17 protein-coding genes and 1 tRNA gene are annotated in these 17,376 nt (G+C 48.2%); 11 read left to right on the forward strand and 7 right to left on the reverse strand.

Going from position 1 to position 17,376, the window contains the following annotated elements; genetic code table 11:
* Positions 1 to 742 precede the first annotated feature (742 nt).
* Entirely contained in the window at positions 743 to 1,699 is a 957-nt protein-coding gene (locus tag RMO27_RS20910; RefSeq protein ID WP_309736208.1) for an aromatic ring-hydroxylating dioxygenase subunit alpha, read from the reverse strand.
* A gap of 165 nt (positions 1,700 to 1,864) precedes the next feature.
* Between RMO27_RS20910 and RMO27_RS20915 the strand changes: the two genes are divergently transcribed.
* From RMO27_RS20915 to RMO27_RS20925, 3 genes are all read left to right on the forward strand, one after another.
* The gene (locus RMO27_RS20915) at positions 1,865 to 3,187 is read left to right on the forward strand and encodes a four-carbon acid sugar kinase family protein (RefSeq protein WP_309736210.1); all 1,323 of its coding nucleotides are present in this window, start codon (positions 1,865 to 1,867) and stop codon (positions 3,185 to 3,187) included.
* A gap of 170 nt (positions 3,188 to 3,357) precedes the next feature.
* Positions 3,358 to 4,539 carry a citrate synthase gene (locus RMO27_RS20920; protein ID WP_309736212.1) on the forward strand — a complete coding sequence of 394 codons (1,182 nt, stop codon included), beginning with the start codon at positions 3,358 to 3,360 and terminating at the stop codon, positions 4,537 to 4,539.
* A gap of 191 nt (positions 4,540 to 4,730) precedes the next feature.
* Entirely contained in the window at positions 4,731 to 5,267 is a 537-nt protein-coding gene (locus RMO27_RS20925; protein ID WP_309736214.1) for a cofactor assembly of complex C subunit B, read from the forward strand.
* A 76-nt stretch (positions 5,268 to 5,343) separates the two neighbouring features.
* Here RMO27_RS20925 and RMO27_RS20930 read toward each other — a convergent pair whose 3' ends face one another.
* Positions 5,344 to 5,670 (reverse strand): DUF3155 domain-containing protein, encoded by a 327-nt coding sequence (locus tag RMO27_RS20930; protein WP_309736216.1) that lies wholly within the window; start codon positions 5,668 to 5,670, stop codon positions 5,344 to 5,346.
* Positions 5,671 to 6,007: 337 nt separating this feature from the next.
* Here RMO27_RS20930 and RMO27_RS20935 point away from each other — a divergent pair, with 337 nt between their 5' ends.
* From RMO27_RS20935 to RMO27_RS20950, 4 genes are all read left to right on the forward strand, one after another.
* On the forward strand, positions 6,008 to 7,516 hold the full coding sequence (locus RMO27_RS20935; RefSeq protein WP_309736218.1) for a HAMP domain-containing sensor histidine kinase: 1,509 nt from the start codon (positions 6,008 to 6,010) through the stop codon (positions 7,514 to 7,516).
* 97 nt (positions 7,517 to 7,613) lie between these two features.
* Entirely contained in the window at positions 7,614 to 9,104 is a 1,491-nt protein-coding gene (locus RMO27_RS20940) for a cobyrinate a,c-diamide synthase (RefSeq protein WP_309736220.1), read from the forward strand.
* A 140-nt stretch (positions 9,105 to 9,244) separates the two neighbouring features.
* Positions 9,245 to 9,895 (forward strand): hypothetical protein, encoded by a 651-nt coding sequence (locus RMO27_RS20945; RefSeq protein WP_309736222.1) that lies wholly within the window; start codon positions 9,245 to 9,247, stop codon positions 9,893 to 9,895.
* Positions 9,896 to 10,148: 253 nt separating this feature from the next.
* Positions 10,149 to 11,462 carry an FAD-dependent hydroxylase gene (locus tag RMO27_RS20950; RefSeq protein WP_309736224.1) on the forward strand — a complete coding sequence of 438 codons (1,314 nt, stop codon included), beginning with the start codon at positions 10,149 to 10,151 and terminating at the stop codon, positions 11,460 to 11,462.
* Here RMO27_RS20950 and RMO27_RS20955 read toward each other — a convergent pair.
* Both RMO27_RS20955 and RMO27_RS20960 read right to left on the reverse strand, forming a co-directional pair.
* Positions 11,428 to 11,595, reverse strand: coding sequence for a hypothetical protein (locus RMO27_RS20955; protein WP_309736226.1), 168 nt, complete (start codon positions 11,593 to 11,595; stop codon positions 11,428 to 11,430). The genes RMO27_RS20950 and RMO27_RS20955 overlap by 35 nt on opposite strands.
* A gap of 93 nt (positions 11,596 to 11,688) precedes the next feature.
* Positions 11,689 to 11,760 (reverse strand) — tRNA-Thr (locus RMO27_RS20960).
* Positions 11,761 to 11,818: 58 nt separating this feature from the next.
* Between RMO27_RS20960 and RMO27_RS20965 the strand changes: the two genes are divergently transcribed.
* Entirely contained in the window at positions 11,819 to 12,088 is a 270-nt protein-coding gene (locus RMO27_RS20965) for a DUF3493 domain-containing protein (protein WP_309736229.1), read from the forward strand.
* Positions 12,089 to 12,233: 145 nt separating this feature from the next.
* Here the strand turns inward: RMO27_RS20965 and RMO27_RS20970 are convergent, their stop codons facing one another.
* Both RMO27_RS20970 and RMO27_RS20975 read right to left on the reverse strand, forming a co-directional pair.
* Complete coding sequence (locus RMO27_RS20970) at positions 12,234 to 12,554, reverse strand: thioredoxin family protein (RefSeq protein ID WP_309736231.1); 321 nt, start codon at positions 12,552 to 12,554, stop codon at positions 12,234 to 12,236.
* Between the two features lie 165 nt (positions 12,555 to 12,719).
* Positions 12,720 to 14,165: a DHA2 family efflux MFS transporter permease subunit gene (locus RMO27_RS20975; RefSeq protein WP_309736233.1), complete on the reverse strand. Its 1,446-nt coding sequence runs from the start codon at positions 14,163 to 14,165 to the stop codon at positions 12,720 to 12,722.
* A 195-nt stretch (positions 14,166 to 14,360) separates the two neighbouring features.
* On the opposite strand from RMO27_RS20975, the gene RMO27_RS20980 reads away from it, so the two are divergent.
* From RMO27_RS20980 to lpdA, 3 genes are all read left to right on the forward strand, one after another.
* Positions 14,361 to 14,915 (forward strand): Uma2 family endonuclease, encoded by a 555-nt coding sequence (locus tag RMO27_RS20980; RefSeq protein WP_309736234.1) that lies wholly within the window; start codon positions 14,361 to 14,363, stop codon positions 14,913 to 14,915.
* A gap of 21 nt (positions 14,916 to 14,936) precedes the next feature.
* Positions 14,937 to 15,467 (forward strand): hypothetical protein, encoded by a 531-nt coding sequence (locus RMO27_RS20985; protein ID WP_309736236.1) that lies wholly within the window; start codon positions 14,937 to 14,939, stop codon positions 15,465 to 15,467.
* Between the two features lie 83 nt (positions 15,468 to 15,550).
* A complete protein-coding gene (gene lpdA, locus RMO27_RS20990) occupies positions 15,551 to 16,984 on the forward strand; it encodes a dihydrolipoyl dehydrogenase (RefSeq protein WP_309736238.1) in 1,434 nt (477 codons plus the stop codon).
* Between the two features lie 260 nt (positions 16,985 to 17,244).
* Here the strand turns inward: lpdA and RMO27_RS20995 are convergent.
* Positions 17,245 to 17,376, reverse strand: a 132-nt coding sequence (locus tag RMO27_RS20995) for an FKBP-type peptidyl-prolyl cis-trans isomerase (protein WP_309736240.1), incomplete at its 5' end; no start/stop codon positions are given.

Genomic DNA, 17,376 nt, shown 5'->3' on the forward strand with positions numbered 1-17,376 from the left:
CCCCCCGACTAAAAACGCCGCTTGTGGGTACCCTTAATCGATGCGGGGTAAGCACGAGGCATTACCCTTCCAAAAATTGTTTGCGCATTTCATACCTGAATTCAGCAACGCCAAAATATCCACTAGCTTACCTCTCGACAACCCCTCAATTTGAAAATCTACAAATACACTCTGGTATTGTCGATCGATTTAGATTCGGTCGAAGCTCATATTTTATTCCAAAAACACACCTTGAAATTTTTTATAACTCTTAAATGTGTTTGAAGATCGGTTATCGTTAGCAACTATCAATCTACTGGCTACGCTACTTCGATCGAGTCGATCTTCAATAATACCTGTTAATCAAACTCGATCGTTTATAACTTAAGAATAGATAGAAGCTATCTTTTAGTTAATATTATTGATTTCGGAGAGTGACAGCAGTGGGGTAACTTAACCCAACTTCTACTACTTTTTGTGGCGATTTGATTTGGATGTTTAAGTAGAGCGAGCAAGCGATCGCGATCGCCAAAAATATTTTTTCTAACATGCTCGCTACTCCCCTGGTGTCTACATTTTGTGACTTACTTTATTTAGCTCCGTATTTTGATTATGCCACGAGTAGCATCGATAACTGTAACCTCAATCACCGAAACACAATTCTTTACCGTCTGAATTGACTATTTACTGTAAATCTTAATTTGAACTTTATGTTTGGGATGAAAATGGCTCCAGTGGGGATGAAGATCGGGGAGATCGGTATTTACTGACGCAGTTTTCGATATTGCAATTGAAGGGCATCGGCGGCTACGTATAATTCGCTAGAGAGATCGGTGGGGATGATTTGGGGGTGTTGGGACTCGACAATCGGTCGGTCTTGCTCGAAGATTTTTATCGTCCGGTTAGCGGCATCGCGATCTGCCCATTTCCCTGTAAAAAAGTTCCGAAAATTCATCCATTTACTGACCGTATGCTGAATATCGATCGGGACGTGTGCCGTCCAAATCGTCAATTGTCCGAAGGGTAGATGAACTTCTAAAAATGTCAGATTGGGTAAGAAAAATCCCGTCCGGGTCTGAATTGGGGCGCGTTCGCCGCGCACTAACAACCGCCACAAACCTTGAGGAGGTGTTGCTGCGAGGTAGGCTGTGGCACTAGCACCACCAGCATAATTCTCAATTTTCAACTCTGGAATTTCTGGTCGATCGGGATTACCAAAAGCACCAGCATGGACGAAAGGTGCATGAGCGAAATCTAGTCCATTTTCGAGCACGCGTTCGTAATTAGCCTGCCAATAAAACTTACCTTGAATCGATCGCAATTTACTAGATTTGAGATCCGGAAAATTGGGAATCACGGGCAATTCTCCCGCCTCACCATCGCCTAAACATAGCCAAATCCATCCGTATTTCTCCCGGACTGGATATGTGCTCATTTTTGCTTGCTTGGGCACGGTCGCTGTCGGTGAGAGCGACGGGATGTTCAGGCAAGTCCCATCCGTCCCATACTGCCAGCCATGATAGGGACAGACGATACAGCCGTTGGCGATCCAGCCCTGGGCAAGTGCGGCACCGCGATGAATGCAAGTATTATCGATCGCGTGGATCTGTCCATTCGCAGTACGATATAATACTACTTCTCGATCGAGGATTTTTAGTAATTTGGGGCTGGTACCGATCGCATTACTAAACTCGACGGCATACCATGAATTTTTTAACATATTATTGGCTGGAGTTCTGGCGATCGAATGGTATTGGCGATCTGTGGATCGAGATCGACCCTTTGAGATCGATAAGATGGGGAGTTTGAACGATTTGGTGAATATCGGTAAACAAGTTGGTTATTATTGATGACACAGGCAGATATCTTCAATCACCAAACAACTATGACAGATCGATCTAAAATAATTGTCCTCGATGACGACCCCACTGGGTCGCAAACAGTTCATAGTTGTCTGCTGTTGACTAAGTGGGATGTAGAGACTCTCAAAATTGGGTTGATGGATGAAGTGCCGATCTTCTTTATCTTGACTAATACGCGCGCGCTCCCAGCAAAACAAGCCGCCGCCGTCACCCGCGAGGTATGCCAAAACTTGAAAATCGCCCTGGCTGCTACCAAGATTACCGAATTTTTGGTGGTGAGTAGATCGGATTCTACCCTACGCGGACATTACCCGATCGAGACTGATGTCATCTCGGCAGAATTGGGCGGCTTCGACGCGCACTTCCTGATGCCCGCCTTTTTTGAAGGGGGCAGAATTACCCGCGATAGTATTCATTATCTCTTAGTCGATGGGGTCGAAACCCCAGTCCACAAGACCGAATTTGCCCGCGATTCGGTTTTTGCTTACAATCATAGCTACCTACCCGATTATGTTGCCGAAAAGACCGAAGGTCAGATTCCTGCCGATCGCGTGGTGCAATTTTTACTCGCTGAAGTTCGCAGTGGCAGTCTGGAACGACTGATGCAATTGGAGCGCAATCGCTGTTGTGTCGTCGATGGCGAACAGCAATCGGATTTCGATCGCTTTGCTGCCGATGTCCTCGCGGCAGTCAGTCAGGGTAAGAAATTCCTGTTTCGCAGTGGGGCGAGTATCCTAACTTCACTCGCGCAACTAGGTCCACAACCTATTCCCGCTACCGAGATGTCCAAATACGTCCGCGATGGCAAACCAGGCGCGATTATCATCGGTTCCCACGTTCAAAAAACCACCGATCAATTAACCCAACTGCTCGCGACACCAGGGATTGTCGGCGTGGAAATCGATATTTCCCAACTCGTCGGCGAGAATGCAACGGTGAGAGCGGGATTATTGGCCTCGATCGTCGATCGAGTCAATAGCATTCATGCCGCTGGCGATACCCCCGCAATCTATACCAGTCGTCAAGAACTCGCCTTCAATAGCACCCAAGCCAGACTCCAATTTGGCGAGGCCGTGTCCGCACTCCTGATGGACGCGATCCGCGCTTTACCCGCCGATATTGGCTTTTTGATTAGTAAAGGTGGGATCACCTCTAACGACACCCTCAGCAAGGGTCTAGCCCTGACTAGTGCCCGATCGATCGGCCAGATCCTCCCCGGCTGTTCGGCGATAGTCACCCCACCAAACCATTCCCAATTTCCCAATCTCCCTGTCGTCCTATTCCCTGGCAACGTTGGGGATGCCGATGCCCTGGCTACGGCTTATTTGCGATTAGTAGGAGGGTAGGGAGTTGGGAGTTGGCAGTTCGGAGCGGGGCGTTCGGGGAATGAAAAGACGCAAGCGTCTAAATTCAATATTCACTACCCTCTATCCCCTATCCTCTACCCCCCATCCCCCAACAAGGTATTATTGTGATACCAGCTAATTTACAGTAACCTAGCTAATTCATCATTGTTATGACAGAAGGCGATCGCAAACCTGAATACAGAGCTGGATTAGAAGGGGTGCCTGCTGCCGAATCGAGCATCAGCTATGTCGGTATCCAAACAACCGATCGCGGCGAGAAAGAGGGTGTGTTGGAATATCGCAGTATCCCGATCCAATCACTGGCGGCTAGCAGTAATTTTGTCGAAACCGCCTTCTTACTAATTTGGGGCAGACTCCCCACCCAGACTGAACTGACTGACTTTGCTACCGAAATTTATTCCCATCGCCGGATCAAGTATCGGATCGTAGACATGATGAAATGTTTTCCCGAAACCGGACATCCGATGGATGCACTCCAGGCTTCAGCGGCTGCTTTGGGTTTATTTTATTCGCGACATGCCTTACCCAATCCTGACTATGCCCGTCAAGCCGTAATTAGATTACTGGCCAAAATTCCGACGATGGTAGCGGCATTTCAACTGATGCGCAAGGGTAACTATATGGTAATGCCGCGCGACGATCTGGATTATGCTGCCAACTTTCTGTACATGTTGACCGAAAAAGAGCCAGATCCGATCGTCGCGAAGGTGATGGATGTCTGTTTGATTCTCCATGCCGAGCACACGATGAATGCTTCGACTTTCTCGGCACGGGTGACGGCATCGACATTGGCCGATCCCTATACAGTAATTGCTTCAGCAGTCGGTACCCTCGCGGGACCCCTCCACGGTGGTGCCAATGAAGAAGTCATCTTGATGCTCAAACAGATCGGGACTGTAGCCAATGTCCGTCCCTACGTCGAGCAGTGTCTGGCATCAGATCCCAAGTACAAATTTATGGGATTCGGGCATCGGGTTTACAAAGGTGTCAAAGATCCGCGCGCGATGATTCTTCAGGATTTGGCCGAGCAACTATTTCAGAAATTTGGCTACGATCCCTATTATGACGTCGCTTTAGAATTAGAACGCGTACTGGAAGAGCATCTAGGTGCGCGGGGTATTTATCCCAATGTCGATTATTATTCAGGCTTGGTCTATCGGAAAATGGGCATCCCCGCCGATTTATTTACGCCAGTATTTGCGATCGCGCGAGTAGCCGGTTGGCTGGCACACTGGAACGAACAACTCGAAGAAAATCGCATCTTTCGACCGACTCAAATCTATACGGGTCAGCACCAGCAAGCGTATGTGGGGATAGGGGATAGAGGGTAGTTGGGAGTTAGTTGATAATTAATAATTGATAATTGATAGTTGATGGCTGGGAGTTGATAGTGGAACTGTGTTCCCTTTTAGCTCCCCGCTCCCCGCTCCCCGCTCCCCGCTCCCTGTCTTGTCTCGCTAAACCCTCGGCAAAGCCGAGGAGCGCGAGCCGCAACTCCCCACTCCCCACTCCCCACTCCTCAATGAACACTACTGTCCTCACCTCCACATTCATCCTCACCCTCCTACTCGCGGTGGGTTTGTTTTTCTTTATTCGGGCTTCGACCAAGGATCGGATCGAACAGATGGTCTTAGAGACTGGTGACTCGGAAGCCGCTTTATTGCCACGCTTAGAGGCGTATTTCCAAGAACGCGCTTACAAGATTGCGGCGGTCGATCGCGAAACCGACATTATTACGTTTGAAGGCTTAGTCCGTCCGAGTGTGTTTTTGGCAGTGTTGCTGACTGGATTAGCGGCGATTGGCTCGATGTGTCTGGCGTTGGTATTAGCGATGGTGTTGCCGGATATCGGTAATTTATTTTGGGGGTTGCTACTGGTGGCACCGTTAGCAGGTTGGTTTTATTGGGCTGGATCGACCCGTACCGAACAAGTGCGCCTGCGGGTCAAAGCCGCTACTGAGGCGACTGCACCAACCCAAATCGAAATTAGCGGGCATCGAGATGAATTAGCTGTATTTCAATCTGCGCTGCAATTAAGTGCCCATGAAGATATAAAATAAAAAAGCACTCCAAGGCGATCGCCCCAGAGTGCTGGTCTCCAAAAAATAGAGATTTTATGTCCGGAAAGTCAGCAAACTAGTAGATACTGCTGCCAGCAGTTACTAGTTGTTGACTTTCTGTTTCTGGCTCTAACGAGCGTAGACTGGGGAACAGAAAATGGTTTTCTTCGACGTATTGAGCGCCAAATAAACCTTTTTCCGCCCAGAAATAGCGATCGGTAGTGTGTTCGTTGCGTTTCACCAGCAAGAGTGCTGGTGGATTGATACCTTCCGACAAGATATATTTGCGCGCAGCAGTCACAGGTTTGTCTTCGCCACTTTCAATACTGAACTGTGGAACCTGCTCCAATATTCTCCGCCCTTCTTGCCGTCTCCGACTTTTCCGTTTGCGTCTTCTAGCCAACCGCCTTACCTCCTCTTTGGTGCAGACAGATGTAATGCCTGTTACAAAAGCCGTCGCTATTCTATCCGCTTCATCCTAAAAACTCAACCCCCATCTAAATCGACCCTTAATCCGCTCAAATCCAATAACCTAAAGAAAAACCAAGGTTTAGCCGAGGGTTTATCGATCGCAAATTTTAATATTTGTAACAAATATTAACTAACTCGGTAATTTCACTCCCGATCGAATTGGCTACCATCGCCAACTTTGGTCGATCGTGCCAAAATAATAAGTTAGTAGTAGCTAGCCAATAGTCGCTAGGGTCAGTCGAAACACCAATCACCATCAAGCATCGATCGTGTCCACACCTGCGAGTTCCGAATTCATTGCTTTGTGTCGCGTCCAGTTACGACTGTTGGCCGATGGCTTGGGTGCGACGCTGAGTATTGTCTACATTACTAAGGAATTAGACAGTGGTGGCGAGTCAAAACTATTACCTGTGGCCATCTATCCCGAAACAGAGGCCGCTCGATCGGAAACGCTGCAAATTGCCGCGCGTTCGGATTTGATGAATCCCGATGAGATGACCGCCCAGACATGCGGAAAGTCAATAGTGAGTGAATCTATACCTCGCTCTGCTCAGAGCCAGCCACAAGGCTTAAATAGCAGTGTGACAGCAGAACTATCGAGTCTATTTTCATACCCCGATTGCCAACTCACGAGCGATCGAGATCGCTTGTCGATCGCCCTAGTGTCACCCAAACCAGCCGAGCGTGGTACCGCAGATGTTGGTACGAGCAACCGCCACCAAATCCTGTTGCCTTTAGTATCAGAAGGGACGATCTTAGGATTGCTGATGACAACGCGGGAAACTCAGCCTTGGAATGTGGCAGAGGAAGCGGAAATCCAAAATATCGCGCAAACGATCGCGCTGGCCGGGATTCTCGATCGCCGTCAAAATTGGTTGGCAAGAGAACTCAAGCAGCAACAACAATTACAGCTTCAGCAACAAGATCTGATGCACAATTTATTGCATCAACTTCGCAACCCGTTGACAGCAATTCGGACGTTTGGCAAATTATTAATCAAACGGCTGCATCTTGAAGACAATAATCGTGGTGTTGCCAATAGTATCGTCCGCGAAAGCGATCGATTGCAAGAATTATTAACCCATCTAGAAAGCGCGATCGACATCCCCATCATTAGTAGCACGGACGATCGCTTAAAACCCCTGCCAGCCGGACGCGATCAGCCAGTAGCTCAGAGTGCCAATTTATTACTTCCCGATGCAGCTTTTCGGATCGAATCTTGTCAATTAGTAGACGTAATCGATCCATTAGTCAATTCTGCTGAAGCAATTGCTCAAGAACGAAACTTAAGTTTCTATACCCATATTCCTCGCGATTTACCATTAGTTCAAGCTCACCCCGCCGCCTTACGAGAAGTCTTGAGCAATCTGATCGATAATGCTTTGAAATACACGCCATCTGGTGGTGAAATCGATCTCGACGTTGAGCTGGTAAATACTTCGTTAGTTGGGGTTGGTTCGATGCTGGGTGGTAATAAGCGATCCGATCGCCACCAGAGCGCGATCCCCACCAATCTAGAACGACAAGCTCATCTCCAAATTTGCATCCGCGATACTGGCGTGGGGATTCCCCCCCAAGATTTGGAGCGATTGTTTACACGTCATTATCGCGGCGTTCAGGCTCAAGGTAGTATTGCTGGCACTGGGCTAGGATTGGCAATTGCCAAGGAACTGGTGCTGCACATGCACGGCAGGTTAGAGGTGACTAGTCCGCCCCCAGGTAGCGATCGGGGGACAGAATTCATCCTCTGGCTAAAATTAGTTGAGGATGAAAATTAGTTAAGGAGCAGCGAGCGGGGGACTGGGGATAAAGCGATCCGCTCGTCCAAATTCACTATCCACTATCCACTATCCACTATCCTCTACCCTCTAAAACATGTCGATCGCGATCGCTGGAGAACGCAGTGGTGTGGGCAAAACCACTGTCACCTTAGCCTTACTTGCCGCGCTCAAGCGCAAACAGCAAACAGTACAATCTTTTAAAGTCGGGCCGGATTATATCGATCCGATGTTTCACTCCTATGTCACTGGGCGCGCTTGTCGGAATCTCGATCCGATTTTAACGTCCGCAACATATGTCCGGCAATGTTTCGATCGCCATAGTCAGACCGCAGATTGTGCCATTGTCGAAGGAGTGATGGGATTATTTGACGGGGCATCGGGGACGACGGATGCGGGGAGTACGGCTCAGGTGGCCAAACTGTTGAACGTGCCGGTAGTCTTGATTCTCAATTGTAGTAGCACTTCGCGATCGATTGCGGCGATCGCCCACGGTTATCGAACCTTCGATCCGCAAGTCCAGATTGCGGGGGTTATTCTCAATCGGGTGGGGAGCGATCGCCACCTGGAATTACTTACGGCTGCCCTCTTACCGCTCCATCTACCCATCTTGGGCGTACTCAGAAGGCAAGATGATATTAACTTGCCCGATCGCCATTTAGGGCTGATTCCGGCGGGGGAATTGACAGATCTCAATGCAACACTCGATCGATTGGCCGATCTTGGCGAGACTTGTTTCAATTGGGAACGATTATTACCCTTACTTACCGCAAAACCTGCATTCCAAATCCCGGCTGGGGAGCGAAAAGTGCGGTCTTGGGGTTTCCCCCGCTTGGGTTCGTTCCATGGTCGGGGAACCCGACCGGACGAACTCCGCAAGTGGAGCACCTTTTCAAGAGAGAGGTTCGGGTTGGGTGCGACAATCTTTACTACCCCGAAGGTCAGGATCGCGATCGCCCAGGATGCGGCATTTAATTTTTACTACGCCGATAATCTCGACTTGTTACGAGATTTGGGAGCCGAATTAGTCGAGTGGAGTCCATTAGTCGATCTCCAACTGCCGCCAGATGTCAGCGGCTTGTATTTGGGGGGAGGATTTCCCGAAGTATTTGCGGAGATTTTGGCAGCAAATACTTCGGCAATCGCATCAGTGAAAGCAGCGATTACAGCGGGAATGCCCACTTACGCTGAATGTGGCGGATTGATGTATTTATGCGATCGAATTATAGATTTTGAAGCGCGATCTTATCCGATGGTGGGAATTTTCCCCACCGCTGCGGTGATGGGCAAACGATTGATTTTAGGTTATCGACAACTGACGGCATTACAAGATAGTGTGCTCTTTAATGCTGGCGATCGAGTGTGGGGACACGAATTTCATCGTTCTACGTTGACGGAATTGCCCTCATCCCCTGTATACAATCTCCAGGGGTATGAATCGAATTTGATTTTTGCTGATGAAGGCTGGAGTAGATACCAGGTACAGGCTGCATATACTCATTTACATTTCGGTTCCAACCCAAATATATTGGATCGATTTCTCAAGTGTTGTCGCAGATTTGATAAACATTTTGCAGCGTTCAAATAATTTTAGTGATCGCTACCAAAATTTACACGAGTTTTCTATGTATCGACACACTACGGGATTTTGATGTTATAATCAGTTTGCGGCAAATGATATAAACCGCCGAATTGTTAGCCCAATCATCTACAAAATAACAAGTTTTCATGAATAAATTAATTCAATCGATCGCCTTGAGTGCTGTGGTTTTTTCCCCTTTGAGCCTGTTGAGTGCGATCTCCTCTGCATCGGCTCATCATAACTCTGCTCACGTTTCGACAGTGGCATTGAACACGACCCAAACAACTACCAAGAAAAAAACGACTAAGAGCACTGCCGGCAGCAAGAAAAAGCCAGCAAGTAGCATGGAGAAGAAGCCTGCTACCGAAACAACTGCTCCCGCCGCCACGACCACTCCTGCTGGTGGCGATATGCAATCTACTCCTAGTAGCACCACAACGCCTGGTAGCACTACAACTCCGAGCACTACAACTCCTGGAGCCAAAGACACTACCAAAAAGCCAGCAACCAGCATCAAGAAACAGCCAGCAACAAATAGCAAGAAGAAGCCTAGTGCTATCGATGCCACTACGCCTTCATCTACCACACCTGCTAGCGATGCAATGCCTAGCTCTAGTGGCAATCCTAGCGACTCTGCTCCTAGCAGCATCAAAACCAACACCAACACGAACATCAAAGTTCCGACTGATAGCAGCATTCCTAGCACGCCAACATCCGTTCCTGGCGCGACCACCCCTGGTAGCATGACTCCTAGCACTACAACTCCTGGCACCCCTGCTGGCACACCAAAGTATTAATATCTGGTGCTCAGATTAACTTGGCTGCCTCCGAATTAATTAAATTCGGACTCCAACCCAAGTGTCTCAGCTAAATTAACTGAGGCACTTTTCCATATCTACCGAGTCTCGACCGCTAAAGTGCCACAACTCCAGATCGGGAAAATAGGGCGTTCTCGATCTCGATCAGCCTCGACCTGGAGCGATAGAACCGTCATAATGATAAGAGTCACTTGTGAATATGTTTGCAATTCTTATTAGTTAGTTCTTCGCCATGCCACGTCTCGATTCTCTCTCCGTTCGGGCAGATGCGCCAACCCAGATGCTGAATTCACCCGTCGCGGTGATCGATTCGCCACCACTAGACTACGATCTGGCGATCGTCGGCGGCGGCATTATCGGGAACACACTGGCGGTTGCACTGCAAAATTCGGGATTGCGGGTAGTCTCGATCGAGGCGCAAGCGGAATCGATTTCGATCGCGAAGAATCGAGCCTATGTATTATCGATGCTCTCAGGCCAGATCTTTGGGGGACTGGGCATCTGGCCAGCAGTTTTACCCCAGATTGCTCAATTTAGCCAAATTCAAATCTCTGACGCCGATTATGCAGGAGTAGTGAAAATGTATCCTCAGGATTTGGGGCGGGAAACCCTGGGTTATGCGGCGACTCATGAAACGCTCCTAACTGCCCTGCAAACTAAGTTGCGATCGGCGACAAATATCACCGTCATGTGTCCTGCCCAAGTCATTGGAGTAGCATCCACCGCGACTGGTGCCGAAATTACCATTCAAACTCCCGCTGGTGAACTACCGACCAAAATTCGTACCAGTCTAGTCATTGCCGCCGATGGTGCCAAATCTGCCCTCCGAGAGCAAGCTGGCATCGCTACCTCTGGTTGGAATTATTGGCAATCTTGTATCACCGCCACCATTAAACCGGAAAAACCGCATCAGAATGTGGCTTATGAAAGATTTTGGTACGCAGGGCCGATCGGCGTGCTCCCATTAGCCGACGGTCGCTGTCAGGTCGTCTGGACGATACCGCACCAGCAAGCCGAAGAATTACGCGATCTGCCTGCGGCTGAATTTCTCCAAGAATTAGAACATTGTACGGGCGGTTTACTCGGCAAGTTGCAACTCGATAGTCAACGCTGGTTATTTCCCGTCAAGTTGATGCAGAGCAAGGATTATATCGCCGATCGATTGGCCTTAATTGGCGATGCAGCGCACTGTTGCCATCCCGTTGCCGGACAAGGCATGAATCTAGGGATTAGGGATGCCGCAGCTCTAGCAGAGATTTTAGTCGCCGCGCATCAAGCCGGGGAAGATATCGGCAGCAAGAAGGTACTCAAGCGTTATGCCAACTGGCGCAAGCCAGAGAATTGGGTGATTTTAGCTTTTACCGATTTTCTCGATCGGATGTTCTCGACGCGGTTGCTACCGATCGTCATTGTCCGGCGGCTGGGGCTATTTTTACTCGATCGGATTCCGGTTTTTAAATACCTAGCACTGCGATTGATGACAGGGTTAGCTGGCAAAATTCCGCAGGTGGCTAACCAATCAGCAGATCTCGATCAACAAATTTAGTTTTGAGCCAACTGGCTTGCCGCATGAGATCGATCGTTTCTTCTAGTAATTCGGCATTCAGCGAACCAGCCATAAATCTGGGTAAAACCACCGGATCGAGAATATTTGGTGCCAATTCAACATTTAACGACATGAATCTGCGAATTATCGCAAAAACCTATGAACTGCTCATTTAGCGACACTAATTTCCAAATAGCGACATTTAATGTGCGAATGTACAACATGAAGCCGATGGCGAGATTTGAACTCGCGACCAATTGATTACGAATCAACTACTCTACCACTGAGCCACATCGGCGGGGTTAGGGAAGCATCGAGCTACCCAGACCATCATTATAAATTGACTTGAGAACAAAATGACAGAATTAAAGCCAAAACCTAAACCTGATTCGATCGATCCCGAACTTTGGCGTCGGCTTCAGGCAGAGGCTAAATCGCCGTTCCGAGGCTTGCGTCAGTTTGTGTACGTCAGTTGTGCGATTTCTGGAGCAATTGGTGGGGTGGTGTTTTTCTTTAAGCTGCTGGCTGGTCGAAATTTGGAAGCCACAATTCCCAATCTTGCCCTCCAAATCGGGGTAGTCGCCTTGATGGTATTCTTGTTGCGGATCGATAAAGCCAAAGCTTAGTCTGGACATACCGATCAGGTGCTAGCTTGTCGCCTGTATTGATTTAACTTGGTCGCGATTAGCAAGAGTCCGCGCGCGATCGACGATTGAATGATCGGCAGATGCCCGATAGCCGCAAAAACCCGTCTCTTTAGAGCGGGGAGTGTCAAGCTAATAACTTATCCACCGCCAGGCTAAACTCTTCATAGGATTTAACGCCCACGATCGTTTCAATTTTTGCACCTGCTTTAAAGAAGATTACGGCGGGGATATTTCTAATTCCCAATCGTTTGGCTAAATCTCGATGTGGCTCGATATCTAGCTTGAATATTTCTGCCCGATCGCCGTATTCTGCTGACAATCGATCGATTAGTGGTGCGACTAGTTTACAGGGGCCGCACCATGGAGCCGTGCAGTCTACCACGAATACATTTGCCGCTGCTAACCGCGACTCAAATTCTGCTTCGTCTTTAAGAAATTCAGTCATTTTTAGTTAGAAAATCTGTAGATTCAGATCGCGATCGTTAAGCAACTCTAGCATATTCACCCATGTCAAATAATTCTACTTTAGGGTACGATCGATCGAACTCGGCTTGACGCAGATACGGTAATCAGCAACGATCGTTCCGGCAGGCTCCGCCAATGAGTGAGCTTATTTACGACTTTCCAGCCACCACAATAACACTGTCAATCCGGCGGCAATCGCCAGTAACAGAGCCGCGATCTGAAACGTGCCCTGAAAGCCACTGACGATTGCTTCAGGCGCAGCCAAAGTAAGATCGCTAGCTGTTTTGCCAGCTAAAGCGATTGTGGCGAAGATGGCGGCAAATAAGGGTAATCCGGTTGTTTGTCCGAGGGTCCGCGTCAGTGACAGCAATCCCGCTGCAATCCCCAATCGTTGGGGCGGCACTGCGCCCAAAATCGCACCATTATTGGGTGATTGAAAGATCCCCCAGCCCAAGCCGAGGGGAATTACTCGCAAGATATAATCGAGATCGCGAATTTGGGCATTTAGAGTACTCACGGCTACACAGCCAATTGTCATCAAGATTAAGCCGATTAACATTATACTGCGGGTACCGAATCGATCGCTCAAATTCCCAGCCAGCGGTGAAACTAAACCCCCAATAATCGGTGTAATTGCCATCAACAAACCGATATGTTCGATCGGATAATGCATGACTAATTGCAAGAAAAATGGAATGGTGAACGAACTCCCACCCAAGGCCATAAACACCAACCACCCCGTCAATAGACTCAAGCTAAAAGTCTGAGCACGAAATAAACTGAGATCGAGCATCGGTTGGGCGACTCGACTTTCTAGAAATATGAAACCAACTAATCCGATCGCCGATGCTAATAATAATCCCAGTGGTAAACTACTTGCAAATCCATAGCGTTGACCCTCTGTCATCCCTAGTGAAAAGCAAACTAAGACCGCAGAAATAGCGATTGAACCCCAGATATCGAAACTTTGCTCGCGATCGGTTCTTTGCCCCACTGGGACGTATTTATTAACTACAAAACTGGCTAAAATCCCGATCGGAATATTTACTAAAAAGATCGATCGCCAGCCAGAAAGACCAATCAGAATTCCACCGATTGAAGGCCCTAAAGCAATCCCCGCTGATACCACCGCGCCAATAACGCCTAGTGCTTTGCCACGCTCGGATGCGGGAAATACTTCGACAATTATCGCCGCACCTAGAGCTGAAATCATCACCGCACCCAGCCCTTGCAGGGCGCGCGCGCCAATCAAAACTTCGATCGAGGGTGCCAAGCCACACAACAGGGAACTCACTGTAAAGACGATTAAACCGCCTAGATACAGCGGCTTTTTGCCCAGCATATCACCCAACCTCGCGGCTCCCAATACGAGCGAAGTCACTACCAGTACATAGCTCAATCCCACCCATTGCACCGTCGCAAAATCTGTGTGTAAATCTTTAACTAGGGTAGGTATGGCAATATTCACGATACTGGTATCGATCGTGTACATCAACACTCCCAAACTAATTCCCAGCATCACCCGCCATTTGTCAACCGCTGGCTCCTGGGCATCGACAACTAATTGAGACTCTTCAGATCGATCGTTCATTAGTGAAATATCTGGCGGTGAATGGGGGTGTTTTTCAATGCTGAGATCCGAGAATGAGGATCGATTTCGATCGAACGATCGGCATAGCATTATCACTATTTTTACAGGCTCATGCACTGCGATCTCGCGAGGTGGGCGATCGCTAATCTTTAAGCCGATATGTCAAAATAGAGTTAATTGCTGGAGCCGACTTAGATGTATCAATCCACCCGCTGGAAATCCGCAGATCTAGATCTATTGCCCGATAACGGTAATCGCTACGAAATCATCGATGGAGAACTACTCGTGACTCGCGCACCTCACTGGGATCATCAAAGAGTTATTACTAGGTTGATTCAATCGTTAGGGATTTGGTCGAGTCAGAGTAAATTGGGTGAGGTTGTCACGACTCCAGGCATCATCTTTACTGATGATGATAACGTGATTCCAGATTTAGTCTGGATTAGTAACGAGCGATTGGCGAGAATTTTGGATGACTCTGGGCATCTTGTCGGCGCACCAGAATTAGTAGTAGAGGTACTCTCAGCAGGTAGCGATAACGAACGGCGTGACAGAGAAGTTAAGCGCAAGCTCTATGCAATCAGAGGTGTGCAGGAATATTGGATCGTAGATTGGCAAAAACAACAAATCGAGATTTTCAGGCGTGATAGTAATGGTTTACTATTAATCGCGACGTTGTTTGGTAGCGATGTCTTGAGTAGTCCGTTGTTATCTAATTTCGAGCAATCTGTAGCAGAAGTTTTCAGCTAATTAATTGAGATCGAACATCAAATGATCAGTAGTTGGCACCAATTTTGGTCGAGTGAAGAGCGCATAACCCGATCGCTATGTTTGCTAGGACTATTATTCGGATTGAATATTGGCAATCTTATCAAAGACGGTGCTGAATCTTTTCTATCGATCGGTCAAAGCCCAAGCTTCGCGGTTGAGATATTTGGCTACCAGATTCCATCGATCGTCACATTCGGTGCTGCTGTCGGATTAGACATTCAAATAATCAGTGTTGTCGCAATCTGGATCGTGCTGAATCGAAATAGCAAGCTTTACGTGCCTGTGACTTGGTTGCTATTTGGAATACCGTTCGGCATCCTAACAATATTTAATGTATTTAGCGATCGTCTAGTTTCGTTAGGATTTATCATTCCTTATCTCTTCGATCTGCTGCTACCTTTCGTGATTATGATGTTTGTTGGTATGGATGCCATGTGTTTTTTGGCTGTGAATGCACTATATCTACTACCTTTTTATTTGATTTCTACTGGAATTGTTTGGTTGCTGAAATTTAGCAGATCGATAGTTTGAGCAATAATTATCATTCGAGCCTTTACAAGGGCGATCGGTCGGAGTCAAAATAGAGAGTCAGCATCAAAGAGGATCTAAAAGACGTGAGTCAAGAATTTGACTATGATTTGGTAATAATCGGCGCGGGTGTCGGCGGACATGGTGCGGCACTCCACGCTGTCAGTTGCGGTCTGAAGACGGCAATTATCGAAGCGGGAGATATGGGTGGCACTTGTGTCAACCGTGGTTGCATTCCTTCTAAAGCATTGCTCGCCGCATCAGGAAGAGTCAGAGAATTAAAAAATGCTCACCATCTCAAGGCGATGGGGATTCAGGTCGATAATGTGAATTTCGATCGCGCGGGGATTGCGGCTCATGCGAGTAATCTCGTCACGAAGCTGCGTGGTGACTTGACCAATAGCCTGACGCGGTTGAATGTCGAAGTGATTCGCGGTTGGGGTAAGGTAGTTGCAGCGCAGAAGGTGAGCGTGACGACACCTGAAGGCGAGAAATTTATTACGGCTAAAGATGTGATGATTTCCTCAGGTTCGATTCCCTTCGTTCCCCCAGGCATTGAAATCGATGGCAAGACGGTGTTTACCAGCGACGACGCGATTAAATTGGAGACAATTCCCCAGTGGATTGCGATTATCGGCAGCGGTTATATCGGATTGGAATTCTCCGATGTCTATACTGCCCTGGGTTCGGAAGTGACGATTATCGAATTTCTCGACCAACTCATGCCGGGATTCGATCTGGATATCGCCAAACTTGCCAAACGGATTTTAATCGATCCGCGCGATATCGACGCTCGATCGAGTCTCCTCGCTAAACGGGTAATTCCTGGTTCGCCAGTCGTGATCGAACTCGCCGATGCCAAAACCAAAGAAGTCGTCGAAATCCTAGAGGTCGATGCTTGCCTCGTAGCCACAGGCCGGATTCCTGACACCAAAAACCTCAATCTCGAAGCTGTCGGCGTCGCCCTCGACCGTCGCGGCTTCATTCCAGTGAACGATAAGCTAGAGGTCTTAATTGATGGCACCCCCGTTCCCCATCTCTGGGCGATCGGCGATGCAACGGGTAAGATGATGTTGGCTCATGCCGCCTCCGCTCAAGGGATTATCGCCGTCGAAAATATCTGCGGTCGATCGAAACAAGTCGATTACCAAAGTATCCCCGCTGCGGCATTTACTCATCCCGAAATTAGTTTTGTCGGGATGACGGAAACTCAAGCCAAAGAAGCTGGAACTACTGGCGGTTTTGAGATCGCAGCCGTGAGAAGTTACTTTAAAGGTAACTCCAAAGCGATCGCCGAAGGCGAAGCCGATGGGATGGCGAAGGTGATTTATCGTAAGGATACTGGCGAAGTATTGGGTACGCACATTATCGGCTTACATGCGGCGGATCTGATTCATGAAGCCTCAAATGCGATCGCGCAACGCAATTCGGTACAGAATCTCGCCACCTACGTTCACGCTCATCCTACTTTGTCTGAGGTCTTGGATGAAGCGTACAAACGAGCGGCTGGGGTTCATTAATCTGTCGTTGATTTAGCTATTTGGGGTACCTGTTGTAGGTGCCCTTTCTTGATTTTTTAGATCCATTTGCGGACTGATCGCGTGTAAATAACTTATGAGGTCACAAACCCGACTTCTCTGAGAAGTCGGGTTTGTTTCTGTCAGTATCTGTCCTTACTAGCTAAATTAATCCCTGCGTAGATCTGAAGCTATCGATCGAGCATAGTTATAACCTATTTACCTAATCCGATTGATCGCAATTTAGACGATCGGCTGTTCGATTAGTCTCCAATTTTTAGTAATTCGACATCAAAGATTAGCGTAGCATTCGGTGGAATTACGCCCCCAGCACCCGCCGCTCCATAGCCCAATTTTGGGGGAATAGTTAATTTCCGACGCTCGCCGACTTTCAT

The sequence above is a fragment of the Chamaesiphon sp. OTE_75_metabat_556 genome (genome assembly GCF_031378165.1).
GTDB lineage: Bacteria > Cyanobacteriota > Cyanobacteriia > Cyanobacteriales > Chamaesiphonaceae > Chamaesiphon.